The 26,082-nt window shown below is 59.5% G+C and carries 27 protein-coding genes and 1 pseudogene; 10 read left to right on the top strand and 18 right to left on the bottom strand.

From position 1 onward, the window contains the following. Positions 1–38 precede the first annotated feature (38 nt). A complete protein-coding gene (locus ACXX83_RS18475; RefSeq protein ID WP_458549272.1) occupies positions 39–524 on the top strand; it encodes a GNAT family N-acetyltransferase in 486 nt (161 codons plus the stop codon). Positions 525–647: 123 nt separating this feature from the next. On the opposite strand, the gene ACXX83_RS18480 is transcribed toward ACXX83_RS18475, so the two are convergent. The 3 genes from ACXX83_RS18480 to ACXX83_RS18490 form a co-directional block, all read right to left on the bottom strand. After that, positions 648–1,136: a GNAT family N-acetyltransferase gene (locus ACXX83_RS18480; RefSeq protein WP_458549274.1), complete on the bottom strand. Its 489-nt coding sequence runs from the start codon at positions 1,134–1,136 to the stop codon at positions 648–650. 98 nt (positions 1,137–1,234) lie between these two features. Next, complete coding sequence (locus tag ACXX83_RS18485) at positions 1,235–1,720, bottom strand: GyrI-like domain-containing protein (RefSeq protein WP_458549276.1); 486 nt, start codon at positions 1,718–1,720, stop codon at positions 1,235–1,237. 67 nt (positions 1,721–1,787) lie between these two features. Beyond that, positions 1,788–2,450, bottom strand: a complete 663-nt coding sequence (locus ACXX83_RS18490) for a LysE family translocator (RefSeq protein WP_458549278.1) — start codon at positions 2,448–2,450, stop codon at positions 1,788–1,790. 137 nt (positions 2,451–2,587) lie between these two features. Here ACXX83_RS18490 and alaC point away from each other — a divergent pair, with 137 nt between their 5' ends. Continuing rightward, on the top strand, positions 2,588–3,802 hold the full coding sequence (gene alaC / locus ACXX83_RS18495; protein ID WP_458549279.1) for an alanine transaminase: 1,215 nt from the start codon (positions 2,588–2,590) through the stop codon (positions 3,800–3,802). Between the two features lie 183 nt (positions 3,803–3,985). Here the strand turns inward: alaC and ACXX83_RS18500 are convergent, their stop codons facing one another. Together ACXX83_RS18500 and ACXX83_RS18505 are read right to left on the bottom strand one after the other, a co-directional pair. After that, entirely contained in the window at positions 3,986–5,338 is a 1,353-nt protein-coding gene (locus ACXX83_RS18500) for a GntP family permease (protein WP_015096544.1), read from the bottom strand. Positions 5,339–5,419: 81 nt separating this feature from the next. Continuing rightward, on the bottom strand, positions 5,420–5,953 hold the full coding sequence (locus ACXX83_RS18505; protein WP_015096545.1) for a gluconokinase: 534 nt from the start codon (positions 5,951–5,953) through the stop codon (positions 5,420–5,422). 215 nt (positions 5,954–6,168) lie between these two features. Between ACXX83_RS18505 and gntR the strand changes: the two genes are divergently transcribed. Beyond that, positions 6,169–7,200: an HTH-type transcriptional regulator GntR gene (gntR, locus tag ACXX83_RS18510; RefSeq protein ID WP_015096546.1), complete on the top strand. Its 1,032-nt coding sequence runs from the start codon at positions 6,169–6,171 to the stop codon at positions 7,198–7,200. A gap of 193 nt (positions 7,201–7,393) precedes the next feature. Here gntR and ACXX83_RS18515 read toward each other — a convergent pair whose 3' ends face one another. Then, positions 7,394–7,642 carry a DUF6124 family protein gene (locus ACXX83_RS18515; RefSeq protein WP_007974480.1) on the bottom strand — a complete coding sequence of 83 codons (249 nt, stop codon included), beginning with the start codon at positions 7,640–7,642 and terminating at the stop codon, positions 7,394–7,396. A gap of 399 nt (positions 7,643–8,041) precedes the next feature. Here ACXX83_RS18515 and ACXX83_RS18520 point away from each other — a divergent pair, with 399 nt between their 5' ends. Continuing rightward, complete coding sequence (locus ACXX83_RS18520; RefSeq protein ID WP_458549282.1) at positions 8,042–8,680, top strand: glutathione S-transferase family protein; 639 nt, start codon at positions 8,042–8,044, stop codon at positions 8,678–8,680. A 548-nt stretch (positions 8,681–9,228) separates the two neighbouring features. On the opposite strand, the gene ACXX83_RS18525 is transcribed toward ACXX83_RS18520, so the two are convergent. The 6 genes and pseudogenes from ACXX83_RS18525 to ACXX83_RS18550 all read right to left on the bottom strand — a co-directional run bounded on the left by ACXX83_RS18525 (position 9,229) and on the right by ACXX83_RS18550 (position 14,822). After that, positions 9,229–9,768, bottom strand: coding sequence for a methyl-accepting chemotaxis protein (locus ACXX83_RS18525; protein WP_227698141.1), 540 nt, complete (start codon positions 9,766–9,768; stop codon positions 9,229–9,231). A 6-nt stretch (positions 9,769–9,774) separates the two neighbouring features. Beyond that, a pseudogene (locus ACXX83_RS18530) lies at positions 9,775–10,548 on the bottom strand (PAS domain-containing protein); the annotation flags it as partial. Between the two features lie 601 nt (positions 10,549–11,149). Further along, positions 11,150–12,163, bottom strand: a complete 1,014-nt coding sequence (locus ACXX83_RS18535) for an ABC transporter substrate-binding protein (RefSeq protein ID WP_015096550.1) — start codon at positions 12,161–12,163, stop codon at positions 11,150–11,152. After that, a complete protein-coding gene (locus ACXX83_RS18540) occupies positions 12,160–12,708 on the bottom strand; it encodes a sigma-70 family RNA polymerase sigma factor (RefSeq protein WP_217836185.1) in 549 nt (182 codons plus the stop codon). Before ACXX83_RS18540 ends, ACXX83_RS18535 begins: the two co-directional genes overlap by 4 nt. Positions 12,709–12,947: 239 nt before the next feature. Continuing rightward, a complete protein-coding gene (locus ACXX83_RS18545; protein ID WP_458549285.1) occupies positions 12,948–13,739 on the bottom strand; it encodes a phosphate/phosphite/phosphonate ABC transporter substrate-binding protein in 792 nt (263 codons plus the stop codon). 141 nt (positions 13,740–13,880) lie between these two features. After that, positions 13,881–14,822: a fatty acid desaturase gene (locus ACXX83_RS18550; protein WP_458549287.1), complete on the bottom strand. Its 942-nt coding sequence runs from the start codon at positions 14,820–14,822 to the stop codon at positions 13,881–13,883. A 328-nt stretch (positions 14,823–15,150) separates the two neighbouring features. On the opposite strand from ACXX83_RS18550, the gene ACXX83_RS18555 reads away from it, so the two are divergent. Beyond that, positions 15,151–15,561: a GNAT family N-acetyltransferase gene (locus ACXX83_RS18555; protein ID WP_458549289.1), complete on the top strand. Its 411-nt coding sequence runs from the start codon at positions 15,151–15,153 to the stop codon at positions 15,559–15,561. Positions 15,562–15,679: 118 nt separating this feature from the next. On the opposite strand, the gene def is transcribed toward ACXX83_RS18555, so the two are convergent. The 3 genes from def to ACXX83_RS18570 all read right to left on the bottom strand — a co-directional run bounded on the left by def (position 15,680) and on the right by ACXX83_RS18570 (position 17,546). Then, complete coding sequence (gene def, locus ACXX83_RS18560; protein ID WP_015096556.1) at positions 15,680–16,219, bottom strand: peptide deformylase; 540 nt, start codon at positions 16,217–16,219, stop codon at positions 15,680–15,682. 2 nt (positions 16,220–16,221) lie between these two features. Continuing rightward, a complete protein-coding gene (locus ACXX83_RS18565) occupies positions 16,222–17,178 on the bottom strand; it encodes a YihY/virulence factor BrkB family protein (protein WP_015096557.1) in 957 nt (318 codons plus the stop codon). A 176-nt stretch (positions 17,179–17,354) separates the two neighbouring features. Further along, entirely contained in the window at positions 17,355–17,546 is a 192-nt protein-coding gene (locus tag ACXX83_RS18570) for a CsbD family protein (protein WP_015096558.1), read from the bottom strand. A gap of 202 nt (positions 17,547–17,748) precedes the next feature. Between ACXX83_RS18570 and ACXX83_RS18575 the strand changes: the two genes are divergently transcribed. Continuing rightward, entirely contained in the window at positions 17,749–18,126 is a 378-nt protein-coding gene (locus ACXX83_RS18575) for a hypothetical protein (protein ID WP_008054262.1), read from the top strand. A gap of 209 nt (positions 18,127–18,335) precedes the next feature. On the opposite strand, the gene fadD1 is transcribed toward ACXX83_RS18575, so the two are convergent. Together fadD1 and fadD2 are read right to left on the bottom strand one after the other, a co-directional pair. Next, positions 18,336–20,036: a long-chain-fatty-acid--CoA ligase FadD1 gene (gene fadD1 / locus ACXX83_RS18580; RefSeq protein ID WP_102675616.1), complete on the bottom strand. Its 1,701-nt coding sequence runs from the start codon at positions 20,034–20,036 to the stop codon at positions 18,336–18,338. A 384-nt stretch (positions 20,037–20,420) separates the two neighbouring features. Then, complete coding sequence (gene fadD2, locus ACXX83_RS18585; protein ID WP_458549291.1) at positions 20,421–22,109, bottom strand: long-chain-fatty-acid--CoA ligase FadD2; 1,689 nt, start codon at positions 22,107–22,109, stop codon at positions 20,421–20,423. Positions 22,110–22,348: 239 nt separating this feature from the next. Here fadD2 and ACXX83_RS18590 point away from each other — a divergent pair, with 239 nt between their 5' ends. Continuing rightward, positions 22,349–23,293: an alpha/beta hydrolase gene (locus ACXX83_RS18590; RefSeq protein ID WP_458549293.1), complete on the top strand. Its 945-nt coding sequence runs from the start codon at positions 22,349–22,351 to the stop codon at positions 23,291–23,293. A 41-nt stretch (positions 23,294–23,334) separates the two neighbouring features. After that, on the top strand, positions 23,335–23,805 hold the full coding sequence (locus tag ACXX83_RS18595) for a MaoC family dehydratase (protein ID WP_095967928.1): 471 nt from the start codon (positions 23,335–23,337) through the stop codon (positions 23,803–23,805). Between the two features lie 125 nt (positions 23,806–23,930). Here ACXX83_RS18595 and ACXX83_RS18600 read toward each other — a convergent pair whose 3' ends face one another. Beyond that, positions 23,931–24,398, bottom strand: coding sequence for a ferritin-like domain-containing protein (locus ACXX83_RS18600; protein ID WP_015096563.1), 468 nt, complete (start codon positions 24,396–24,398; stop codon positions 23,931–23,933). Positions 24,399–24,600: 202 nt separating this feature from the next. Here ACXX83_RS18600 and ACXX83_RS18605 point away from each other — a divergent pair, with 202 nt between their 5' ends. Beyond that, on the top strand, positions 24,601–24,837 hold the full coding sequence (locus tag ACXX83_RS18605) for a DUF3820 family protein (RefSeq protein WP_003227425.1): 237 nt from the start codon (positions 24,601–24,603) through the stop codon (positions 24,835–24,837). A 20-nt stretch (positions 24,838–24,857) separates the two neighbouring features. Next, the gene (locus tag ACXX83_RS18610) at positions 24,858–26,039 is read left to right on the top strand and encodes an aminotransferase class V-fold PLP-dependent enzyme (RefSeq protein WP_458549294.1); all 1,182 of its coding nucleotides are present in this window, start codon (positions 24,858–24,860) and stop codon (positions 26,037–26,039) included. Positions 26,040–26,082 lie beyond the last annotated feature (43 nt).

Raw genomic sequence — 26,082 nt, forward strand, 5'->3', positions numbered from 1 at the left:
ATCCGAAGTTCTATTCATGTTGGAAAAAGGACACTCCCGTGACAGCCCGACTCGTGCCTTACGAAAGCCTGAATGCGCTGCAGCGCCAGCAGATCGAGGCCATTGAAGTACATCCGGAGCAGATAAAGTTCTCCGGTGATATCCACGGTGCATTGCACACCTTGTTGTCCAGGCCCGGTCCGGGGGTCAAAGGATTTGCCCTGCTGGCCGAAGACATTCCCGTGGCCTTCCTGCTGCTCAAGCGTCCGCCGGTGTTGCCGGCCTGGGCCGACGAACACAGCGCCACCCTGCATGCCCTGCAGGTCGATCAACGTGCCCAGGGCAAAGGCTACGGCAAGGCCTGCCTGCAGGCACTGCCCGAGGCAGCGCGCCTGGCCTGGCCGGAAATCCGCGGGCTGGAGCTGTCGGTGGATGCCGATAACGAAGCTGCCATCGCCCTGTACGAAAGGTTCGGCTTTGTCGACAGCGGCGAGGCGTACAAGGGCAGGATCGGCTATGAGCGGCGGATGGGCCTGACCTTTTGAGGTAACCCCATTCAAATGTGGGAGCGGGCTTGCTCGCGAAGGCGGAGTGTCAGCCAACGATGATGTCGACTGACACTCCGCCTTCGCGAGCAAGCCCGCTCCCACAGGGGACCTCAGTGTGGCTTACAGTTCGAGCACCATCTCATGCCAGGCCATGCCGCCATGGTCCGACGCCGATGGCTTGACGTAGGCAAAGCCGAACCCTGCATACAACGGAATGTGCCGCTCCTTGCACATCAGGTTGATGCTGACCTTGCCCATCGCCCGCATACGCTCGATGAATTCGCCCATCAAAAGCTTGGCCAGGCCCTGGCCCTGATAATCCGGGTGCACCACCACCGACATGATCACCACATGCGGGCCAGCCGGATCGTGGCCGATCAGCTCCTTGAACGCCTCGTTCGACATTTCCACCTGAAACGCCGCGCCGGAGTTGATGAAACCGGCGACGACGCCGTCCACTTCAGCAACGATAAACCCCTCGGGCCAGGTGGCGATGCGGGTGGCGATTTTCTCGCGGGTCGCGGCTTCGTCACCTTCATAGGCAAGGGTTTCGATAGCAAAGCAGCGGTCCAGATCGGCGGCGGTGACGTTGCGGATGACGGTGTTCATGGCGGCTCGGGATCAGCATGGGAAAGGCTGGGGATGATAAATCAGCCGCCGTGGGACATCGAGAGACGAATCGGCTGATCCGCCTCCCGACACACCTCTCACGCTTTGATCGGTATCCAGATCTCCAGCTTGCCGGTATTGAGCTTCGGGTTGAAGTCTTCGCTGTAGCGCTCCAGCTCCGGCGCATCCAACACCTCATGCCCCGACTGCGGCTGCCAGGTGCCGAAGATGTACTGAAACAGTTGCGGCAAGGTGTCCAGCGGCCCCTTGTGCTCGAACACCGCGTAAAGCTGCGGCTGAACTTCCACCCAGCGGTAGGTTTCCGGCAAGTCGTCGAGCCTGCTGATCTCGACCCCGGCGATGTAATCGAAGCCGCCCTTGCCATCGAAATTGCAGCAGACGCCGTAGGTGACTTCGCCTTTCTGGCCCGGAATCTGGCCCATATGCGGGATGAATTTCTCCCAGAGCTCGGGAATACCCTGGGTGGTTTGCTGGGTGAATTGTCCGCCCAGCCCTGCAATCAGCAGGAAGTGCCCGTGTTCGAAGCGCGGTTGCGTCAGTTCGACGCGTGCTAACTCATCCATGACTCGACTCCTGACGCATAAAAATGGGTTCGGCTGGGAGTATAGAAGCCAAACCCGATTCGCCCAGCTACAGGGCGTGCAACGGCTCGACCGCACCGGCGCCAACGAACTCGTTGTAACCCGATAGGATCACGTAGACCGCGAAATAGCAGAAGATCGCCGCCGATGCCATGTAGGAATAACGCAGCAACTTGTCGCCGAGCAACTTGCCGCCGTGGCTCGCGGCAAAGCACAGCCCGACACACCAGAGAATCCCCGCGCAGAGAAAACCGCCGAGAAACAGCGCGGAGCTGAGGGCGCCACCGCCGCCGGAACGGGCGATCAGCGTGCCACCCACCGCAGCGAACCAGAGAATCGCGCTAGGCGACGACATGGCCAGGAAGATCCCGCGAAAGAACTCCTTGCGATGGGAGTTGTGCCCCACCTCGGCCGATTGCGCCAGCACCGCTTCGTGGTGAATCGCCGAATAGATCATCTTCGCCGCGAAAAACACCAGCAGCGCCGAGCCACCGATCCACAACACCCAGCGCACGGTTTCGTACTGCAGCAACACGGTCATGCCGGCCAGCGCCAGTACCGCGTAGATCAGGTCGCCGACGCAGGTCCCCAGGCCCAGGGCAAAGCCCTGGAAATAGCCGCGCTGCATGGCCAGGGTGATCATCGCGATGTTGGCCACGCCGATATCCAGGCACAGCGAAAGGCTCAGCAAGAAGCCGCTGGTAAATTCCATCGAACCCTATCCTTCGGAAAAATTTGTTTACTTTGAGGCTGGACAGTCTGCCACAGCTGCCCTTACATTCCGCCACAGGTCACCGCTGACCTGCGTCGCTCGGACGGTTCCGGGCGCTTACGTTATCCGAGGCAACAATGGCCGAACAAGGTTCGCCGCGCCGCTTTGCGCGCATCGATCGACTCCCCCCTTACGTTTTCAACATCACCGCCGAGCTGAAGATGGCCGCCCGTCGTCGTGGCGAAGACATCATCGACTTGAGCATGGGCAACCCCGACGGCGCCACGCCGCCGCACATCGTCGAAAAACTCGTCACGGTGGCCCAGCGCGAAGACACCCACGGCTACTCCACTTCCAAGGGCATTCCGCGCCTGCGCCGGGCGATTTCCAACTGGTACAAGGACCGCTACGAGGTCGACATCGACCCGGAAAGCGAGGCCATTGTCACCATCGGCTCCAAGGAAGGCCTGGCGCACTTGATGCTGGCCACCCTGGATCAGGGCGACACCGTGCTGGTGCCCAACCCGAGCTACCCGATTCACATCTACGGTGCCGTGATTGCCGGCGCCCAGGTGCGGTCGGTGCCGCTGGTACCGGGCGTGGATTTCTTCGCGGAGCTGGAGCGGGCCATTCGCGGCTCGATCCCGAAACCGAAGATGATGATCCTCGGTTTCCCGTCCAACCCGACCGCCCAGTGCGTGGAGCTGGACTTCTTCGAGCGCGTCATCGCCCTCGCCAAGCAGTACGACGTGCTGGTGGTGCACGACCTGGCCTACGCCGACATCGTCTACGACGGCTGGAAAGCTCCGTCGATCATGCAGGTGCCGGGGGCCAAGGACATTGCGGTGGAGTTCTTCACCCTGTCCAAGAGCTACAACATGGCCGGCTGGCGCATTGGCTTCATGGTCGGCAACCCGGAACTGGTCAACGCCCTGGCGCGGATCAAGAGCTACCACGACTACGGCACCTTCACCCCGCTGCAAGTGGCGGCGATTGCTGCCCTGGAAGGCGATCAACAATGCGTGCGCGACATCGCCGAGCAGTATCGGCAGCGCCGCAACGTACTGGTCAAGGGCTTGCATGAACTGGGCTGGATGGTGGAAAACCCAAAAGCCTCGATGTACGTCTGGGCCAAAATCCCTGAGGCTTACGCCCATCTGGGTTCGCTGGAGTTCGCCAAGAAACTGCTGGCCGAGGCCAAGGTGTGTGTCTCGCCGGGCGTCGGGTTTGGCGAGTACGGCGACGATCACGTGCGCTTTGCCCTGATCGAAAACCAGGACCGGATTCGCCAGGCCGTACGCGGGATTCGCGGGATGTTCCGGGCGGATGGGTTGGCCCCGAAAAGCAACTGACAACACATGACATTGTGGGAGCGGGCTTGCTCGCGAATGCGGTGTATCAAACAACCTCTTGGTTGACTGACACTCCCCTTTCGCGAGCAAGCCCGCTCCCACATTTGTTCTATGTTCAGCCTTTAAATCGATCACCCACAAAAAAACCGCATCGCTGCGGTTTTTTTGTGCCTGTCGATTCGCTTAAACGAACAGCGACAACAACAGGATAAAGCCCAGGCCCACCACCGACAGGATGGTTTCCATCGCCGTCCAGGTCTTGAAGGTTTCAGCCACGGTCATGTTGAAGTACTGCTTCACCAGCCAGAAACCGGCGTCGTTGACGTGGGACAGGATCAGGGAACCGGCACCGGTGGCCAGCACGAGCAGCTCACGGTTCACGCCCGGAATCATCCCCACCACCGGCACCACGATGCCCGCGCCAGTGATGGTCGCCACAGTCGCCGAACCGGTGGCGATACGAATCACCGCCGCCACCAGCCAGGCCAGCAGGATCGGCGAGATCTGTGCGTTCACCGCCATGTGGCCGATCACGTCACCCACACCGCTGGTCACCAGCATCTGCTTGAAGCCACCGCCGGCACCGATGATCAGGATGATCGCGGCGGTCGGCGCGAGGCTGGCATCCAGCCATTTCATCATTTGGCTGGAACCGATGCCCTGCTTGTAGCCGAAGGTATACAGCGACAGCAGCAAGGCCAGCAGCAGCGCCGAAATCGGGTGGCCGATCAGGTCCATGAAGGCGCGGAAGATGTTGCCATCGGGCAGCACCACGTCGGCAAAGGTCTTGAGCAGCATCAGGAACACCGGCAGCAGCACGGTCACCAGCGTGATGCCAAAGCTCGGCAGATCGGCAGAATCCGATTCGCGGGCCAGTTGATCCACCAGCTCCTGATTAGGATGACCAGGGATGTGCTTGGCAATGAACGTACCAAAGATCGGGCCGGCGATGATGGCGGTTGGCAGCGCAACGATCAGGCCGTACAGAATAGTCTTGCCGATGTCGGCACCGAACACGCCGATGGCCAGCAGCGGACCCGGGTGCGGTGGCACCAGGCCGTGTACCGCGGACAGACCCGCCAGCAACGGGATACCGATCTTGATGATCGACACGCCGGTACGACGGGCGACGATGAACACCAGCGGGATCAGCAGCACGAAGCCGATTTCGAAGAACAGCGGAATACCGACCAGGAACGCCGCGAACATCATCGCCCACTGCACCTTGTCCTTGCCGAAGGCGCGGATCAACGTCTGCGCAATCTGATCCGCACCGCCCGATTCGGCCATCATTTTGCCGAGCATCGTGCCCAGCGCGAGGATGATGCCGACAAAGCCAAGCACGCCACCGAAGCCGTCCTGGAACGCCTTGATGATGGTGCCGATCGGCATGCCGGAGGTCAGCCCGAGGAAGGCTGCGGCGATGATCAGGGCAAGGAAGGGGTGCAATTTGAACTTGGTGATCAGGACGATAAGCCCGATCACCGTGACCACTGCATCGAGCAGCAGGAACGTCTCGTGGGACATGCCAAACATTAGGGGTGTCTCCTGGTTGTTGTTGTTATGAAAGCGGGTTAGTCAGAAGTCGCGAGGACAGCGCTGTCTTTGCAAGCACAGTCAAACCGCCTGTTTCAGGCCGTTCGCCTGCCACCAGGCATGAGCCTGCGCAGCCAGTTGCTCGACGCTATGGGTCGAAGCATCCAGCGCCAGGGTCAACGGCTCGCCGACGGGCGATTCGAGGGTGGCGAACTGGCTGTCGATCAGGGTCGACGGCATGAAGTGGCCCGGTCGATGGGACACACGGTCGGCGGCCACCTCGGGGGTCAACTCAAGGAACACGAAGCCCAGGCCCGGCAAGGCGCTGCGCAGACGTTCGCGATAGATGTGTTTGAGCGCCGAACAGGTCAGCACCGGGCGCTCGCCCTTGGCGTCGACACGGCGCAGTTCATCGCACAGGCTGTCGAGCCAGCCGGCGCGGTCTTCATCGTTCAGGGGGATCCCCGCGCTCATCTTTTCGATATTGGCGGCAGGGTGGAAAGAGTCGCCTTCAATGGCCGTAGCGCCGCTCAGTTGGCACAGGGCCTCGCTGACGCACGTCTTGCCGCAACCGGCAACGCCCATGATGACCAGGGCGGTGATGGGATGGTTCATGTAACACCTCAGCGCGCAGACAGCGCTACCTTTGCCAGTTATGACACTAGATCAAAAGCAGAAGTTGCCGACGCCTTTCTTGTCATTTTATGGGTTGCAGCAGGTTAGGTCCCAACACCAAAAAGCGAGGATCAGGCGAACCCCCGCTCACGCATTTGCAGCTGCATCGAGACAGCGCTACCTTAGTGCCTTGAATTTTGTTTGGCAAGCCGTCGATGAACACAACCAAGAACGATAAAAATACCCGCACCACTGGCCGCCCCACCCTGAACGAAGTTGCCCGACTGGCCGGCGTCAGCCCGATCACCGCCTCCCGCGCCCTGCGTGGCGTCAGCACCGTGGCCACCGAACTGGTGGAAAAAGTGCAGAAAGCGGCGCTGGAACTCAACTATGTCGTCAACCCTGCCGCCCGCGCCCTGGCCTCGGCCCAGAGCCATTCAGTCGTGGTGCTGGTGCCGTCGCTGTCCAACCTGCTGTTCATCGACACCCTGGAAGCCATTCATCAGGTTTTGCGCCCCAAGGGCTTCGAAGTGCTGATCGGCAACTTCCACTACTCACGTGATGAAGAAGAAAACCTGCTGCGCAACTACATGGCCTATCAGCCACGCGGCTTGCTGCTGACCGGGTTCGACCGCACCGAAAGCTCGCGGCGGATGATCGAAGCCAGCAACATTCCCTGCGTGTACATGATGGAGCTGGACAGCGCCGCCGGGCTCAATTGCGTGGGTTTCTCGCAACTGGCGGCCGGCGAAACGGCGGCCGAACACTTGCTGTCCCGCGGTCGCAAACGCCTGGCCTACATCGGCGCGCAACTGGACCAGCGCACCTTGCTACGCGGCGAAGGTTTCCGCAAAGCCCTGCAAAAGGCCGGTTTGTACGACCCGGCGCTGGAAGTGCTGACGCCCCGCCCGTCCTCGGTCGGCCTGGGCGGCGAATTGTTCTTGCAGATGATCGCCAGCCACCCGGATGTCGATGCGATCTTCTTCGGCAACGACGACCTGGCCCAGGGCGCGCTGCTCGAAGCGATGCGACACGGGATCAAGATCCCCGAGCAAGTAGCGATCCTCGGCTTCAACGACCTGCCCATGTCCGAACACATGGTCCCGCGCCTGAGCAGCATCAACACCCCCCGCGAGGCCATCGGCCGCCGCGCGGCTGAGCAGATGCTGACTCTGATGGCCGGCAACACCGTGGCCAGGCCGGTGCAGGACATGGGGTTTGAGTTGAAGGTGCGGGAGAGCACATAAGCACCTGCACCAATGTGGTCAGGCAAGAGACATTGTGGCGAGGGGGCTTGCCCCCGTTCGGCTGCGGAGCAGTCGCAATCCAGTTCACTTGGTTTAACTGTATGACCGCAGTGTCTGTTTTTGGGGTCGCTTCGCAACCCAACGGGGGCAAGCCCCCTCGCCACAGAAAAGCCCCCTCACCTTCGCTCAGTGTTCAGTCCTGCGGATCAAGGTTATCCAGCACGCGATTCACCGCCAGTTCCGCCAGCATGATGATCTGTGCGATCGCCAGCGCCGTGTTGCGCTGGCTGCCTTCCAGAAACGTAGCAAAGTCATTGGTCATCACACTCGCCGAGGCCAGTGACTCGCAGGCGTGCGCCAACAGCGTTTCGTTATTGATGCCGGGTGAGATGGAGAACATCGGGCTGGGATTGCGTGGGGGGTTGGGCGTGGGTTTGAACATGGCAATGCTCCTAGAGTGATGGAGCTGCCACGATTCGCTGCTAGACGAAAATAAGGTGGCAGCCGTGCGCGGGCTAGCAGACCAGGACTCTAGAACCCGGTAGACCCGAAGGTCTTCCCACGCACAGCCGCCATAACGTGAACTGGCGGGCAGATCACGATGGGTGGACGTCATGCGTCTAAAGTATCCAGGCTGCTAGACCCGATCGCTGAATTTGCAGCGACACGGAACGATAGAGTCCGGATACCAGGCGCACAAGTCGGCGGATTCTGGCGTAGTTGTAGGCAAGGGTGCAAGAAAGCGTAACCTGCACAACTCATCTGAAGCCGCCCTCCTACAGCGCCTTCCTACATGCCACCACCTACAATTGCCTGTACGTCATTCTCGCTGGAGCAGAACATGGAACATGTACTGAAGATTCTCGGCAAAGCGTCGTCCATCAACGTCAGAAAAGTCCTGTGGACCTGCGAGGAACTGGGCATCACCTACGAACGCGAGGACTGGGGCAGCGGTTTTGCCTCTACCCACAGCCCCGAGTTCCTCCGGTTCAATCCCAACGCGCAGGTGCCGGTGATCATCGATGAAGCCGGAGTGTTATGGGAGTCCAATACCATCTGTCGCTACCTGGCGGGCAAACACCATCACCATCATGCCGAGCTGCTGCCTGCCGAACCGGCCGCCCGCGCTCGTGTGGAGCAGTGGATGGATTGGCAAGCCACCGAGCTCAATCCATCCTGGAGATACCCGTTCATGGCATTGGTGCGCAAGGACCCGGAGTTCCAGGACCCGCATAGCCTCGAGGTCGGCATTCGTGGCTGGAACCAGAAGATGGCCATCCTCGAACATCAACTCGCGACCACCAAGACCTATGTCGCCGGGCTACGGTTTACCCTGGCCGACATCGTCATCGGCCTCTCCGTCAATCGCTGGCTGATGACCCCGATCGAGCGCCCGGACTACCCCGCCGTCGATGAGTATTTCAAGCGCCTGGCGCAACACCCCGGCTTCCTGAAGCATTGCTGCAACGGCTTGCCTTGAATGGCCGCAGGTTGCCGATATTACGCGTGTGACCTGGATAAACGCGGTGCGCTTGAGTCCATCGCCAGCAAGCTGGCTCCTACAATTGCGGTCTCCTGTAGGAGCGAGCTTGCTCGCGATGGTCGTCAACGATAACGCGTGCGAACTGGATAAACGCGGCGCGCTTGAGTCCATCGCCAGCAGGCTGGCTCCTACAATTGCGGTCTCCTGTAGGAGCGAGCTTGCTCGCGATGGTCGTCAACGATAACGCGTGCGAGATGGATAAACGCGGCGCACTTGAGTCCATCGCCAGCAAGCTGGCTCCTACAATTGCGGTCTCCTGTAGGAGCGAGCTTGCTCGCGATGGTCGTTAACGATAACGCGTGTGGCCTGGATAAACGCGGCGCGCTTGAGTCCATCGCCAGCAGGCTGGCTCCTACAATTGCGGTCCCCTGTAGGAGCGAGCCTGCTCGCGATGGACGTTAACGATAACGCGTGTGGCCTGGATGAACGCGGCACGCTTGAGTCCATCGCCAGCAAGCTGGCTCCTACAGTTGTAGTTACCGCGACTAGTTCAGTTGCAACGTCGAGTTGAACTGACTGATCGCATCCACCACATGCCGTGAGCCCTGCTGGATTTCCAGGATCACCTCGCCTGCCTCGTTCGCCAGTTCCACGCCCAGGCCGGTTCGGCTCAGGCTCGATTGCATGCTCGACACGGCGCTGAGCGACAAGTCGTGGTTCTTGCGCACCACCTCGACGATCTCCAGCGTCGCCTGGCTGGTACGCGCCGCGAGGCTGCGCACTTCATCGGCCACTACCGCAAACCCGCGCCCGTGCTCACCGGCCCGCGCCGCTTCAATGGCCGCGTTGAGTGCCAGCAGGTTGGTCTGATCGGCAATGCCGCGGATGGTCTGCACGATGGTGCCGATGATGTCTGACTGTTTGCTCACGGCATCGATACTCAGTGCCGCTTCGTTCAGGTCGCGGGAAATGTCCTGGATGATCTGCACCGTCTGCTGCACCACTTCGGAACCCTTGCGCGCACAGACGTCGTTTTGCACCGAGGTGCTGTGGGCCGATTCGGCGGCGGTTTGCAGGGTGGTCATCTGGGCAGTGATGTCGCTGGCAAACTTGACCACTTTGTACAAACGCCCCTTGGCGTCGAACAAAGGGTTGTAGGACGCTTCGAGGAATACCGTCTGACCTTGCTTGTTCCTGCGCTCGAAACGATGGGAGTGATATTCGCCGCGGTTGAGCGAAGCCCAGAAATTGCGGTAACCCTGGGACTCGGCTTCGGCACGGTGGCAGAACAGGCTGTGATGCTGCCCCACCACTTCGTTGAGCGAGTACTGCATGGTTTTCAGGAAGTTGTCGTTGGCGCTGATGACCTTGCCTTCAGGCGTGAATTCGATCACGGCCATGGAGCGGCCGATCGCGGCGAGTCGGCTTTCGTTTTCGTGCTCCTTGTTGACCCGGGCGGTGATGTCGGTAGCGACCTTGATCACACTCTTGACCTGCCGGTCGGGGCCCAGCACCGGCATGTAGCTGGCTTCGAGCCAGATTTCACGGCCGCTTTTGTGCAAGCGCAAAAATGTCCCGCTCAGCGGCTCGCCCCGCGCCAGGTCGCGCCACAGTCTGGTGTAGTCGTCGCTGCGGTAGTACTGCTCTTCACAAAAGATCCGGTGATGCTTGCCACGCACGTCTTCGGCGCTGTAACCCATGGCACTGCAAAAGTTTTCGTTGGCATCGATGATGATGCCGTCCGGGGTGAATTCAATCATCGCCATCGAACGACTGACCGCCGCCAGCTTGGCGTTGGCCTCGGTCAGCGCACAGCTGAAGCGTTCGATTTCCAGCAGGTCAGCCTTGTGATGTAGGTTGAACATTGTTGTATCACCTTGCGCGCAATTTTTTGATTAATGAAAGTTGCAGGTCTTTCACATCCACCACTACGTTCCGTGGAACAGGCACACGCATCCCTCCAAAAAGAAGGACTAGTCAGGTGATAAACGATGATCAATCGGAGGGTCCTTATAGCGACACGCTCATCAAGACATCCTTCTCTTGATAGCCCGCATGCGGGCCAGCCCTAACAGATTCGAATCAAATTCCATTTAGCGGACAGCTCCCTGTCATCAAGTGTCGGTGCCTTTGATTGCGCACTCTGTTAGCAAGACGACCGCCCCATCACGGTCGACATAGCCAGTTACAGCTGATCATAGACAGCAAGCTTGGGCTTGCAAGGCCACTAGTCGGCCAGCATTGAGGACAAAAACGGTTCAGCAGCTTGTTGGGGGGATCAGCGACCGGCGGTGAAAGCGGCACTGACCACTCAATTGGCGTAAGACTTGAGACCATTCGCGAGCAAGCCCGCTCCCACATTGGATCTGTTGTGTCCACAAATCCTGTGGTCAACAAAGACCCCCTGTGGGAGCGGGCTTGCTCGCGAAGACGGCAGTTCAGGCACAGCAGAAACTTCAGGCAGTACTACAAGCTCGCACTCACTTTGCTAGCCACCTCCCCCGGCACCCAGCCCTTCCACACCTGCGGCTGCTCACGCAAGAACGCTTCGGCGACTTCGCGGGGGTTCTGCCGTTTTTCACTCATCTGGCCCAGGGTCTGATTCAACAGATCTATCGGCAGGTCGACCTTTTCGAAGAACGTCACCAGGTCCGGGTATTGCGCCTTGAACGGTGCCGACACGCCGATGGCCAGGCTCGCCGGCATCGAGCGCGTGCCTTTGGGGTTCGGGTTGTTGGCGTCGGCCAGGGTTTTCCAGGCTTCGGCGTCGAACGGCGGTTCGTCGAGCTTCACCAGTTTGAATCGCCCCAACAGCGGTGTCGGCGACCAGTAGTAGAACAGCACCGGTTTGCCACGGCGGATCGACGACGCCACTTCTGCGTCCAGTGCTGCGCCGGAACCGGTGCGGAAGTTGACGTAGCTGGCGGTCAGGTCATAAGCCTTGAGTTTCTGGCTGTTGACGATTTCCGAGGTCCAGCCGGTGGGGCTGTTGAGGAAGCGTCCACGACTCGGGTCTTCGGGGTCGCGGAATACATCCTTGTACTTCGCCAGGTCGGCAACGGACTTCAGCTCCGGGGCCAAGGGCTTGATGCCGCGCTCGGGATCGCCCTTGATCACGTACTCCGGCACCCACCAACCTTCGGTGGCGCCTTTGACCGTATCGCCAAGGCCGAAGACCTTGCCCTCGGCGGCAGCCTTGACCCAGGCCGGGCTGCGTCCGGCCCACTCTTCACCGATGACCTGGATATCGTTTTTGGCCAGCGCCGCTTCCAGACTGACGGTGCTGCCCGGCAGCGTGTCGGTCGGGTAGCCGTAACCTTTCTCAACGATCAGGCGCAGGATTTCGGTGATGAGGCTGCCACTTTCCCAAGTGATGTCGCCAAAGTGGATAGGCGCCGCTTTTTCCGTGGCCGATGCCGGGTGGGACAACAGGCTCAGGGCCAGCAGCGAACTGCCGAGCAGGGTTTTGATCGATCTCATGCGGACCTCTTGTTCTGGAGTGGGCGGTTCAGGGATTGGTTGGCGCTGTGCCGGTCGCACAGGGCCTGGGAACGGGTCATGTAGTCGCTGACCGAACGCAGGGAGATGCCCAGCGCAGCGGCAATTTGCGGATAGGTCAGGCCGTCGATCCGCGACAGCAGGAAGGTCGAGCGCACTTTGCCGGGTAGCCGCTGAAGACTGCGCTCCACACGGGTCAGGGTCTGGGACCGTTGAGCCAGTTCCTCCGGCGATTCGGCGTGGATCGGCTCGGCCTGTTGCAGTTGCTGAAGGTACTGGCGCTCCAGGTCACCTCGACGCCAACGCTGATAGAGCAGGCGCCGGGCGATGGTGGTGAGCAAGGCACGGGGTTCACGGATGGCCGTCAGGCCAGGCGCCTGGAGCAGCTGCAGGAAGGTTTCGCAGGCAATGTCTTCGACAGCGGCGGCATCGTTCAGGGACTGACGCAGGCGTGTGCAGAGCCAGTGGTAGTGGGCACGGAACAGTCCGTCCACGTGTTTGCGGTGAAGAATATCGGCGCCGGACATAGGGGCTCCTGGGTTAGGGGTCGCTGAATGTCCGGTGGTCCGGTGAGGCGAATCCTAGCAAGGAGACTTATTCATTAATAATATTTAAAACTTATTTTTATATTCATTTATGGAATTAAAAATCTCTTGCGCCTGAGCGTCCGTCATCGCGGGCAAGCCCGCTCCCACAGGTACACCGAAACCCTGTGGGAGCGTGGCTTGCCCGCGAAAAATGGACCTGTCGACCCAAGATTTGCGCCCTATCGCAAATCTCCATACCCCAGCGCCTCAGCTTCACGCTGATAATCGAGCACAACCTGATAGTCGCTTTCGCTAGCCGGCACCACCTGCGGCAACCCGAGGATTTCGGCGACGTCAGGCAATTCGCACAACGCCTGATTCATCGCCTGCAATAGCCCTTCCGCCTGCTGATCGCTGACGGTGGCTGCCGTGATGTAGGGCAACGTCGGACTCAGCGCACTGCGATCAATCACGCGCAAGCCGATCACTTCCTCCTTGGCGTATCGGGCCAGACAGGCAAATGTCACGCTGTCGATGGCCGCCAGATCGGCAAGGTCCTCGCGTAACCAGCGCAGGCTTTCGCGATGACTGCCGCTGATGCCGACCTCAGCAAAAAAACGCCCGTCACGCTGCAACGGCGCCAACCGGTGGCGCAGTAGATTCATGCCGCTGTTGGAGTCATGGCCATTGATCACGCCTCGACTGCCGCGAAAATCCGCCAGGGTCTGTCGCGGATCATCGACCCGTCCCAGGATCAGACTGCAGTGATTGCCGCCGCTGCTGTCCGGCAGTTCATAACGAGGGCGCCCCAACACCCGGACCTTGCCGCGCAAGGCTGTCATCAACGGATAGCCGCAGGTTTGGGTGAGCAGCAACTGCGGCGACAACCACATTTCCATCAGTGACAGGCCTTCGGCATCGCCGCGGGTTTCACCCAGGCGCTCGAGGATTCGCGCCAGCCAGCGTTCGTTGGCCTGGTGGATGGGTTCGGGGGCGGTGTACATCAGCAGTTCGGCGATGTGTTGGGTCATCGAGGTGTTCCAGAGCAACGTGAATCCAATGTGGGAGCGGGCTTGCTCGCGAATGCGGTGTGTCATTCAACATTGATGTTGGCAGAGACGACGCATTCGCGAGCAAGCCCGCTCCCACAGGGTTTGGAGGTGATCTATGCATCAGTAAAACGGATGCCTCGGGCTGTCGATGGCCTTTACGCCGTATTCACGCCACAGCTGCCCATACCCCTGCACCAGGAATCCACCACTGCGCGCCAGCCATTGTTCGCGGCGGGCCCGGTAAGCGCGGGGCAAGTCGTACCAGGGCAACCCCGGCAAGTCGTGGTGCACCAGGTGGAAATTGAGGTTCAGGAACAGCCAGCGCCACGGCCACGCCGCTTCATTGAGCACGGTACGTTGCTCCGGCGCCGCGTGAGGTCGATGTTCATAGTAGGAGCGAATCATGGAGATCGACAGCGCCGGCACACTGATCAAGAACAGGTAATGCCACACCGGCAACACGCTGTAGCGCGCGATGAACAGCAGCATCAACAGGGTCAAGGCGCCGTGGCTGAGCCACATCAACCAGGCCTGGCGCTCACCGCTTTTCAGGCGTTGCAGTTCTTCCCGGGCCAGCGTCAGCAAGGCGATTGGCGCACCGAGCAGAAAGCGCCCGAGCACGGTTTTGTTCAACCAGTGCAGGCCTTGTTCGAACAACGAACTGCCCTGCCACTGCTCGGCATTCAGGTAACGGCTTTCCGGATCGCGACCGGGGATGGTCAGGTCTTCATCGCGGTGATGCAGCAAATGGCTGTCGCGATACAAGGTGTAGGGATACCAGACGGCAAACGGTGCGTAGCCGAGGGTTTTGTTCAGCAGCGGCCAGCGGGTCGGATGACCGTGCAGCAGTTCGTGCTGCACCGACAGCCACAGCACCACCACGGGAATCAGCAACAACGTGCTCAACCACAGGCCCAATGAATCACTGGCCAGAACAAGGGTGAACCACGCGCTGTACACGCCAATCAACAGCAACCAGGTCGGCCACTCGGTGCGGGCGGTGAGGCGTTGGCGCAGGGTTTCGATTTCTTCTCGGTGGGCTGCATCGAAATAATGAGGCATGGCATTGCTCGGATCGGGGACCAATCCTCTTTTGTGCAACGACGCCCGGATTTCTTGCAGATTATTTGCAATATGATCGCTCCCGCATTGCGCGGGAGCGATCGGTCAGCGCAGGCTCAATGCCCGAACACATTGACCTTTTTGGCTTTCTTGTCGGCACGCTTTTCAATAGCGGTTTTCGCCGGCTTTTTCTTGTCTGCTTTCTTTGAATCCATACCTTTGGACATGATGCGTACTCCACTCGTGGGGATGTGAGTTCAGGTATACACCTATCCCGGCGTGCGTGTTCTTTTATAATCGCCGCTTTGCACACCGACAGTCCGAGACCATGCCCGACACCCACTACACCCTGCTCGACGAGCCGTTATGGCCATTGATGAACAAGTTCTATCGCGCTCACCAATCATCAATGAAAGCCGTGCGCGACGCGCAGCTCTGGGTGGCCCGGCGTGACGGGATTGTGGCCGCACTGTGTTTGCGCCCGGTGTCCGGCGGGCATTGGCTGACCGGGTTGTTTGTCGATCCGCAGTGCCGGGAACAAGGGATAGCCGCCGGGTTGATTGCGGCCGCGGTGAAGGATTGCGAACTGCCAGTGTGGTTGTTCTGTCATCCGGACTTACGCGGGTTTTATGAGCGACGCGGCTTTACGTTCGATCCGCCGATGCCTTATGCGATGGTTGAACGGTTGAGCCGGTATGCGCGCAGCAAGCCGATGATTGCGATGGGGTTGGAGAAGTAAGCGAGATCAGAATGTGGGAGCGAGCCTGCTCGCGAAGGCGGTGTGTCAGTCACCATCAATGCTGACTGTCAAACCGCTTTCGCGAGCAGGCTCGCTCCCACATTGGTTTGAGGTGTGCTCAATCGTCGGCGTTGGGGTCCAGGTCCGGGAACATCACTTCGGTGAAGCCAAACTTGCTGAAGTCGGTGATGCGCGACGGGTACAGGCGGCCGATCAGGTGGTCGCACTCATGTTGCACCACCCGCGCGTGGAACCCCGAAGCAACGCGCACGATAGGCTCGCCCTTGGGGTCGACGCCTTCGTAGCGAATCTGCTGGTAACGCTGTACCGCGCCGCGCAGGCCGGGTACGGACAAACAGCCTTCGAAGCCCTCCTCCATGATCGGGCTCAGCGGCGTGATCAAGGGGTTGATCAGGATCGTCTGCGGCACGGCCTCGGCATCCGGATACCGCTCGCTGTGCTCGAAACCGAAGATCACCAGTTGCAGGTCGACGCCGATCTGCGGAGCAGCCAGGCCAACGCCCCCCACACTCTCCATGGTCTGGAACATGTCATCGATCAGTTGCCACAGCTCGGGGCTGTCGAACATCTCGGCCGGTACTGGCGGGGCAATGCGCAGCAGGCGCTCGTCGCCCATTTTCAGAATTTCACGAATCATGATCAGGTTTCATCGATGGTCGGTTTGATTGAGTGATCGCGGCCCAGGCCCGAGACGTGGTGTTTTTCCTCATGGACAGGACCATGCTCGCCAGCCACTTTTTCCCCAGGGTCCTTGCCCTCTCGCGACATGTGTTCGATCACCGCGTTCATCTCCGCGCCCAGCAGCAGCACCGCGGCGGAAATGTAGAAGTACAGCAACAGCACGATGATCGCACCGATACTGCCATACATGGCGTTGTAGTTGGCGAACTCCTTGACGTACAAACCAAAGCCCAGGGAGGCAATGATCCACACTACCACCGCCAGCACCGAGCCCGGTGTGATGAAGCGGAATTCCTGTTTGACGTCGGGCATGACGTAGTAGATCAGCGCCACCGCGACCATCAGCAGAATCACGATCACCGGCCAGCGCGCGATGGTCCAGAGCGTGACGATAAAGTACTCAAGGCCGACTTGCGCAGCGATCCAGCCCATCACCTGCGGCCCGAGCACCATCAGCGCGGCGGCGATCAGCAGCATGCCGGCAATGCCGACGGTGTAGATGATCGACAACGGGAAGCGTTTCCACAGCGGGCGCCCTTCAACCACGTCGTAGGCCGCGTTCATCGCGCTCATCATCAACCGCACACCGGCGGAGGCGGTATACAGCGCAATCACGATACCCACCGAGAGCAAACCACCCTTGGCCTGCTGAAGCTGGTCGATCACCGGGTTGACCTGTTCCAGGGCCTGGGGCGGTAGCACCAGCTCCGATTGCAGGCGCAGCCAGGAGAAGAAGTCCGGCAGGTGCAGGAAGCCGATCAGGGCAATCAGGAACAGGATGAACGGAAACAGCGAAAACAGCATTTGATAGGCCAGCGCCGAGGCATAGGTCGACATCTCGTCGGCGATGAACTCGGTGACCGTGCGCATCATCACACGGTGCAGGGGCATGCCTCTCATGTCCGGAAAAATCATTCGCGTCTCCATTCGCCGCATACGGAATTGGGTTGAAGTCGTGGCGACTCAGGGGCCTTTTTCTACATCAAATCAGCCTGTTTCGCGACTTTGAAACATTTTCCTCCCTCAAGTTCAGGCTGACACAAAAACGGCCATCTGAGGATGGCCGCTTCTTAACTTTATTAAAGGCTGGATCACGCCTTGTCGATGCCTTTTTTCAGTGCATCCTTGGCTTTACCAACCGCCTGCTGGGCTTCGCCTTTCTTTTCCTGCATCACGCCTTCGGCGCGCATTTTGTCGTTACCGGTGGCCTTGCCCACCCCTTGCTTGACGTTGCCGGCGGCTTCATTGGCCATGCCTTTGACTTTATCGGTTGTGCTGCTCATGGTGATTCTCCTGTGAACGTTTCAATCGGAGGAAAAGTCGTTACACATGGTTGACCGGAGGCTTTTGCAGGGAGTTTCATTTATTTTCATCACGACATTTCATCGTTGAGTGCAGGTTGCGCTTTATGTTTGCGGGCCAACCCCCGAGAATGCGCAACACGTTCAGGCCATGGCGCTGAAGATCCAATCCCGTAGGAATGTTATGAAACTCGATAAAAAGCAGGCCATTGCCCGCAGAAACCAGGAACTTGGCGGTGCTGTGCTTGGCGTCAACAACTGCCACTTCGCCGAATTGAACCGTAATCGCAACATCTGGTGGTTCGACCTCCCGGTGACGCGCCTGGCAATCGGTCAATACGAGTGGATCCACCTGCTGATGCACACGCCGGCCACCGACGAGCTGTTGCACCTGAAAGTGCCGACCGTGTTCCTGCGCGAGAAACTCGAAGGGCTGGTGGTGCGCAATGAAGGCAAGCGCAAGGCTGCATTGAGCCTGGAACTGAGCGCCGACAAGGACTCCTTCCTGCAAGACATGCGCCCGGCGGGCACCAACGTCAACTTCGCGCCGTTTCGCCAATAATTCACAGAACTTTGTGGCGAGGGGGCTTGCCCCCGTTGGGCTGCGAAGCGACCCCAAAACCTGCAACTGAGATTTGTCAGACACACCGAGTTGATCTGATTTGCGACGGCTGCGCCGCCGAACGGGGGCAAGCCCCCTCGCCACAAAAGCCCCCTGCCCCCAAGATTGGCCTCAACAAAAAGCCCCGCATCTGCGGGGCTTTTTGATAATTACGCGGTGGCTTTCTTCGCGTTGATCTTCTTCAGCTCTTCATCGCGCAATTCACGACGCAGGATCTTGCCGACGTTGGTGGTCGGCAGTGCATCGCGGAACTCCACGGAGCGCGGGACCTTGTAGCCGGTGACATTGGCGCGCATGTGCTCCATCACCTGCTCCTTGGTCAGGGTCACGCCTGGCTTGGCGACGATGAAAATCTTGATCGCTTCGCCCGACTTCTCGTCCGGCACTCCGATGGCCGCGCATTGCAGCACGCCCGGCAGGGTCGCCAGCACGTCTTCGAGCTCGTTCGGGTACACGTTGAAACCGGACACCAGGATCATGTCTTTCTTGCGATCGACAATGCGCATGTAGCCGTCAGGCTGGATCAGCGCGATGTCACCGGTCTTCAACCAGCCTTCGCTGTCGAGGATCTCATCGGTGGCTTCCTGGCGCTGCCAGTAACCCTTCATGACCTGCGGCCCCTTAACGCACAGTTCGCCGATTTCGCCCATCGGTTGTTCGACACCGGCATCGTTGATGATTTTGCACAGGGTCGACGGCACCGGAATGCCGATGGTGCCGATCTGGATGTTCTGGATCGGGTTGACCGTGGCCACCGGGCTGGTTTCAGTCATGCCGTAGCCTTCGCAGATGGCGCAACCGGTGACCGCCTTCCAGCGTTCGGCCGCGGCCAGTTGCAGGGCCATGCCGCCCGACAAGGTAACTTTCAGCGCGGAGAAATCCAGCTTGCGGAAGCCTTCGTTATTGCACAAGGCCACGAACAGTGTGTTCAAACCGACGAAGCCGCTGAACTTCCACTTCGACAGTTCCTTGACCATCGCCGGCAGGTCACGCGGGTTACTGATCAGGATGTTGTGGTTGCCGATCAGCATCATCGCCATGCAGTGAAAAGTGAAGGCATAGATGTGGTACAGCGGCAGCGGTGTGATCAGGATCTCGCAACCTTCATTGAGGTTGGACCCCATCAGCGCCTTGCACTGCAGCATGTTCGCCACCAGGTTGCGGTGGGTCAGCATCGCGCCCTTGGCCACACCGGTGGTGCCGCCGGTGTATTGCAGCACCGCGACATCGCTGCTGGCCGGATTGGCTTCCGCCACTGGCTGGCCCTGGCCTTTGCTCAGCACGTCGTTGAACTTGACGGCTTTTGGCAAGTGATAGGCCGGCACCATCTTCTTCACGTACTTGATGACGCTGTTGATCAGCAGGCGCTTGAGCGGCGGCAGCAGGTCGGCGACTTCGGTGACGATCACGTGCTTGACGCCGGTTTTCGGCACCACGGCTTCAGCCAGGTGCGCCATGTTGGCCAGGCAGACCAGAGCCTTGGCACCGGAGTCGTTGAATTGGTGTTCCATCTCCCGCGCGGTGTACAGCGGGTTGGTGTTGACCACGATCAGCCCGGCGCGGATGGCGCCGAAGACGGCAACCGGGTACTGCAACACGTTGGGCAGTTGCACGGCGATTCGATCGCCAGGCTGCAAATCGGTATGCTGTTGCAGGTAAGCGGCAAACGCACCGGACAATTCGTACAATTCACCGTAGGTGAGTGTCTTGCCCAGGTTGCTGAATGCCGGCTTGTTGGCGAAGCGTTGGCAGGATTGCTTCAACACTGCCTGAATATTCGGATACTCGTCTGGATTGATCTCAGCAGCAATCCCAGCTGGGTACTTATCCTTCCAAAAGTCTTCGATCATGGAAGCCCACTCCTCAGCAACGCGAATTCAGCACCGCATTTGATGCGATTATTATTGGTGTTTGGTCATTGGTGAATCTGGCTGACAGAAGGCCGAGAAGTCACAAAGCGCGCCGAGAGTAGCAGCTTTGCCAAGGGTCGACTAGAGCCAAAAGCGGCCTCTATGGTCACATTTGTGACTCAAGACTTACAAGCAGTCATTTTAGAGCAAAAAACCTATAAAGCCCTGAAAGCCACGGAATTCGGGGCTCTAGCGTACGCCGAAAAGCATCGCGGGCAAGCCCGCTCCCACAAGGTTCGCGTCGTACACAAAGTGTGTGCACAACAGTGAATCTGTGGGAGCGTGGCTTGCCCGCGATCCGCGCAAAGCGCGGCCATTCACCGATCAGGCGATATCACGCAACTCCCGCCGCAGGATCTTGCCCACCGGCGTCATCGGCAGCGATTCGCGTAGCACGATGTGCTTCGGTACTTTATACGCAGTGAAGTTTTCCTTGCAGTAAGCCTTCAGCTCTTCAAGGCTGACGCCCGCTTCACGGGCCACCACGAACAGCTTCACCGCCTCCCCCGACCGTTCGTCAGGCACACCGATGACCGCACAGTTGGCGACGTTCGGGTGAGCCATCACCACGTCTTCGATTTCGTTCGGGTACACGTTGAAACCCGAGACAATGATCATGTCCTTCTTGCGGTCAACGATGCGCACGAAACCGTCCGGGTCGATCACCGCAATGTCACCGGACTTGAACCAGCCGTCGGCATCCAGCACTTCGGCCGTGGCTTCAGGTTTCTGCCAGTAGCCCTTCATGATCTGCGGGCCCTTGATGCACAACTCGCCGCGCTCACCCAAAGGTTGTTCGACGCCGTCATCGTTGATGACTTTCAGCGTGGTGCCCGGCACCGGCAGGCCGACCGTGCCGATCCGGGACTGCTCGCCATACGGGTTGGTACAAGCCACCGGCGAGGTTTCGGTCAGGCCGTAACCTTCGGTGATGCGGCAACCGGTCAGTTGTTCCCAACGCTCGGCGGTGGCCTTGACCAACGCAGTGCCGCCGGAGTTGGTGAGCTTGAGGCTGGAGAAGTCCAGGGTCTTGAAATCCGGGTGATCCATCAGCGCAACGAACAGTGTGTTGAGCCCCAGCAGCGCCGAGAACCGCCAGTTCTTCAGCTCCTTGATGAAGCCGGCGATGTCCCGTGGGTTGGTGATCAGCACGTTGTGGTTGCCCGTCACCATCATGCACATGCAGTTCGCTGTGAAGGCATAGATGTGGTACAGCGGCAGCGGTGCGATCATCACCTCCTGGCCTTCACGCAGCAGCGGCTGACCGTCGCTGGCCGACTGACTGAGGCAGGCCCGTGCCTGCTGCATGTTCGCCACCAGGTTGCCGTGGGTCAGCATCGCACCCTTGGCCAGGCCGGTGGTGCCACCGGTGTATTGCAGCACGGCGATGTCGTCGAGGCCGACCTTCAGCGGCCTGATGCCCAGGCCACGGCCCATGCGCAATGCGCTCTTGAAAGAGACGGCCTGGGGCAAGGAATAGTCCGGAACCATCTTCTTGACCTTGCTCACCACAGTGTTGACCAGCCAACCCTTGGCGGTGGGCATCAGGTCGCCCATCTTCGCTTCGATCAGGTACTGGATGTCGGTATCGGGGAGCACTTCCTGGACTTTCTGGCCGAACATGTTCAAGTACACCAGCGCCCGGGCACCGGAATCCTTGAACTGGTGACGCATTTCCCGCGCGGTGTACAACGGGTTGGTGTTGACCACGATCAACCCGGCGCGCAAGGCGCCGAACACGGCAATGGGGTAATGCAGGACGTTGGGCATCTGCACCGCGATGCGGTCACCCGGCACCAGGTCGGTGTGGGCTTGCAGGTAGCCGGCGAAGGCAGCGCTCTGGCGTTCCAGTTCGGCGTAGGTCAGGGTCACGCCCATGTTGCTGAACGCAGGGCGGTCAGCAAACTTCTTGCAGGAACGCTCGAACACCTCGATCACCGACTTGTAGGCTCCCAGATCGATATCCAGGGGGACGCCGGCCGGGCGTTTGTCATTCCAGAAATCAGGTTGCATTGTTCTTGTCCTCTTTACCTGAATCTATCCGGGGCCGCTTTTCTGTCATTTCTCCCTGATCCCTCAAAGGCAGAAAGCGAAAAGCGGAGCTTCACGGACACTAGCAGCTATGGCGATTCAGGCAAATATGCCCGAAGCCGTCATTGATCGTGTGAATCTTCCAGCCTTGCTGTGGGCTGATCAGACGCACGCAACGGGATGCGCTATACAATGCAACGACTCAGTGCAAAGGAACCGCCATGATCCATGACACTTTCTGGCTGACCACGAGCGACCACAGCCGCCTCTTCGTCAACCAGTGGCTACCCGATGGCAGCCTCAAGGCAATGATTCTGCTGGCCCATGGCATGGCCGAACACAGCGGCCGTTATGGAGCCCTTGCGCAAAAGCTCTGTGATCAGGGCTACGGCGTGTGTGCGCCGGACCTGCGTGGACATGGCAAAACTGCCGAAAACGGGACCCTGGGGCATTTCGCCGATGACGATGGCTGGTGCAAGGTCGTCAGCGACCTGGCGTGCCTCAACCAGCACATCGGCCAGCAGCACCCTGGCACACCGATTGTGCTGCTCGGTCACAGCATGGGCAGTTACATAGCCCAGGCCTATCTGCTGCACCACAGTGCCAGCCTGCACGGGGCAATCCTCAGCGGTTCGAACTTCCAGCCCGTGACGCTTTATCGCGCGGCACGGCAAATCGCCCGTTTCGAACGCCTGCGCCAGGGCGGCAAAGGACGCAGCGCATTGATCGAATGGCTGTCGTTCGGTTCGTTCAACAAAAAATTCAAACCGGCACGCACGCCGTTCGACTGGCTCAGCCGTGATCCGGCGCAGGTCGACCTATACGTCAACGACCCGCTCTGCGGTTTCCGCTGCACCAATCAACTGTGGATCGATTTGCTCGGTGGCTTGCAGCAAATCAGCAAAGCGTCCAATCTCGCCCAGATCGACCCGGGCCTGCCGCTGCTGGTGATTGGCGGTGAATGTGATCCGGTGAGCGAAGGCAAACGTCTGAAGGATCTGGCCGACGCGTTGCGGGCGGCCGGTAGCCAGCACCTGCAACTGACCGTTTACCCGCAGGCCCGGCACGAACTGTTCAACGAGAGCAACCGCGATGAAATCGTCGCCGATGTGCTGAACTGGATCGCCCAGGCCTTGAGCACACCTCGGCCGCACCGATCCGAATAGTTTTTTGTGGATTTTTTAATTCGTCACAGGAATTGAGACAGATGACCCAGGTTACCAACACCCCTTACGAAGCCCTCGAAGTGGGCCAGACCGCCAGCTTCAGCAAGACGGTCGAAGAGCGTGACATCCAGTTGTTCGCCGCGATGTCCGGCGATCACAACCCGGTGCACCTGGACGCCGAATACGCCGCCAGCACCATGTTCAAGGAGCGCATCGCCCACGGCATGTTCAGCGGTGCGTTGATCAGCGCGGCGGTCGCATGCGAATTGCCTGGGCCGGGGACCATCTATATCGGCCAGACCATGAGCTTTCAGAAACCGGTGAAGATCGGCGACACCCTGACCGTGCGCCTGGAAATTCTGGAAAAGCTGCCGAAGTTTCGCGTACGCATTGCCACTCGTGTGTTCAATCAGCGTGATGAACTGGTGGTGGATGGCGAAGCGGAAATCCTCGCGCCACGCAAGCAACAGAGCGTGACGCTGACGGAACTGCCGGCGATCAGCATCGGCTGATTGACCAGTTAAAAAACAATGTGGGAGCGAGCTTGCTCGCGATAGCGCCAGATCAGTCAACATCAATGTTGAATGTCAGGCCCTCATCGCGAGCAAGCTCGCTCCCACAGTGGTTTCGGCCAGGCTTACGAACGCGCACGCGCCTGGTTACGCAGGGCCTTGACCTGATCGTGATTGCGTTGCGCGCCGTGGTACTGGCGCTCAACCAGGTCACGAATGCCCACCAGGTTGTGCTTGTTGATCTTCTCCATGGCATCCCGATAAGCCTTCAATGCATGGTCTTCACCGCGCTCGGCTTCATTGAGCACGGCCTCCTCGTCCTTGCCGGTGAACATCGACTTCACGTCGACCCAGCGGCGGTGCAGGTCACCGCTGACACTGGTGGAGGTTTCCGGATCGCCACCCATCGAACGCACCGCGGACTGCAACTCCGCAGCAGCCGTAGCACAATCGGTCGAACGATTGATAAACAGGGTTTTGAGTTCAGGGTGCTTGATGTCTTCAGCGCAAGTCTTGAACCCGGCCTGACCGTCCTTGCTGGTTTCAATCAGGTCATTGAGTACAGAAATCGCTTCTTTATTCATGTCAGTCATTTTTCAATTCCTTCGGTTGATGAAAGATGCAATGAGTACTGCACCCTGCATGCCAGCTCGGAATTGCTTAACTAATCGTTATTTTTCAAACAGTTATCCATTAACAAAAAATCTGTATCCGCTTTATTTGCATGATCTGTCAATTGGCCTGCATGCAGAATGCCTGTATTTTCCAGACTGACTGAATCAAGACGACCGATCGATGAATCCTGAAAAGCTCGAACTGCTGATCACCCGTGAAATGCCCTTCGGCAAATACAAGGGTCGAATCATTGCCGACCTGCCCGGCCCTTACCTGAACTGGTTCGCCCGGGAGGGTTTCCCGCACGGCGAATTGGGCGGCTTGCTGGCCCTGATGCAGGAAATCGATCACAACGGTTTGTCGGACTTGCTCGAACCGCTGCGCGCCAAACACGGCAAACCGGCCCCGCGTCACTGAATCACCTACCGAGCACCCTCATGCCTGACAACACCCGCCGCGCCCGTGATAAAGCCTTCTGGCAAACCTTTGCCGACCGCTACGATGTCGAACCCGGCCCGATCAACCTGGAGAACGGTTACTTCGGTCGCATGTCGCGCACGGTCGTCGAGGAGTACCAACGCAACATCGAGCTGATCAATCGCAGCAATTCGGTGTACGTACGCCAGCGCTTCGAACAGGGCGACAGCCTGAAGATCCGCGCGCAACTGGCCAGGTTGACAGGCGTCCCCGGCGACAGCATCGCCCTGACCCGCAACGCGTCGGAAGGTTTGCAGACGCTGATCCGCAACTACAACCGGCTGCAGCCCGGCGATCAGGTACTGGTTTGCGATCTTGAATACGACACGGTCAAAGGCGCCATGCGCTGGCTGGCGCGTAATCGCGGCGTTGAAGTGATCGAAATCGAACACGCACACCCGGCAACCTTCGACAGTCTGCTGAACACCTACCGCGAAACCTTCGCACGGCACCCACGGCTGAAGTTGATGGCCCTGACCCACGTCACCCATCGCACGGGCCTGGTAATGCCGGTGCAGGCGATTGCGGCCGCTGCAAAGGAACATGGCATCGACGTCATCCTCGACGGTGCCCATGCCCTCGGCCAACTCGAATTTGACCTGACCGAACTGGGTATCGCCTTCGCCGGCTACAACCTGCACAAGTGGATCGGTGCACCGCTGACGCTCGGTTATATCTACATCGCCCCCGAACGCCTGACCGACATCGACCCGGACATGGGCGAAATGCATTTCCCGCCCACTGACATCCGTGCCCGAACCTCGTACAGCACCCCCAACATCCCGGCGCTGCTGACCCTGCCGCTGGTGCTCGAAGAACATTGGGCGATGGGAGGGGCCGCGGCCAAGGGCGCGCGGCTCAATTATTTGCGCAACCTGTGGGTGCGCGAAGTTCGCGAACTTCCGGGCATCGAGGTGTTGACCCCGGATGATCCACGGCTGTATTGCGGTATCACCTCAATGCGCTTTACCCAACAGGCCGATCAACAGGTGATGGTCGAAAGGCTGCTCAACGACTACAACCTGTTCACCGTGGTGCGCAGTGGCGCGGCTTGCGGGCCGTGCATCCGCGTGACACCGGGATTGACCAGCACTGCCGACGATATGCAGCAGTTGATCATCGCGCTGAAAGAACTGCGCTGAACACTCACCATTGTGGGAGCGAGCTTGCTCGCGATGGTCGTGA

The organism is Pseudomonas sp. GNP012 (assembly GCF_054343835.1).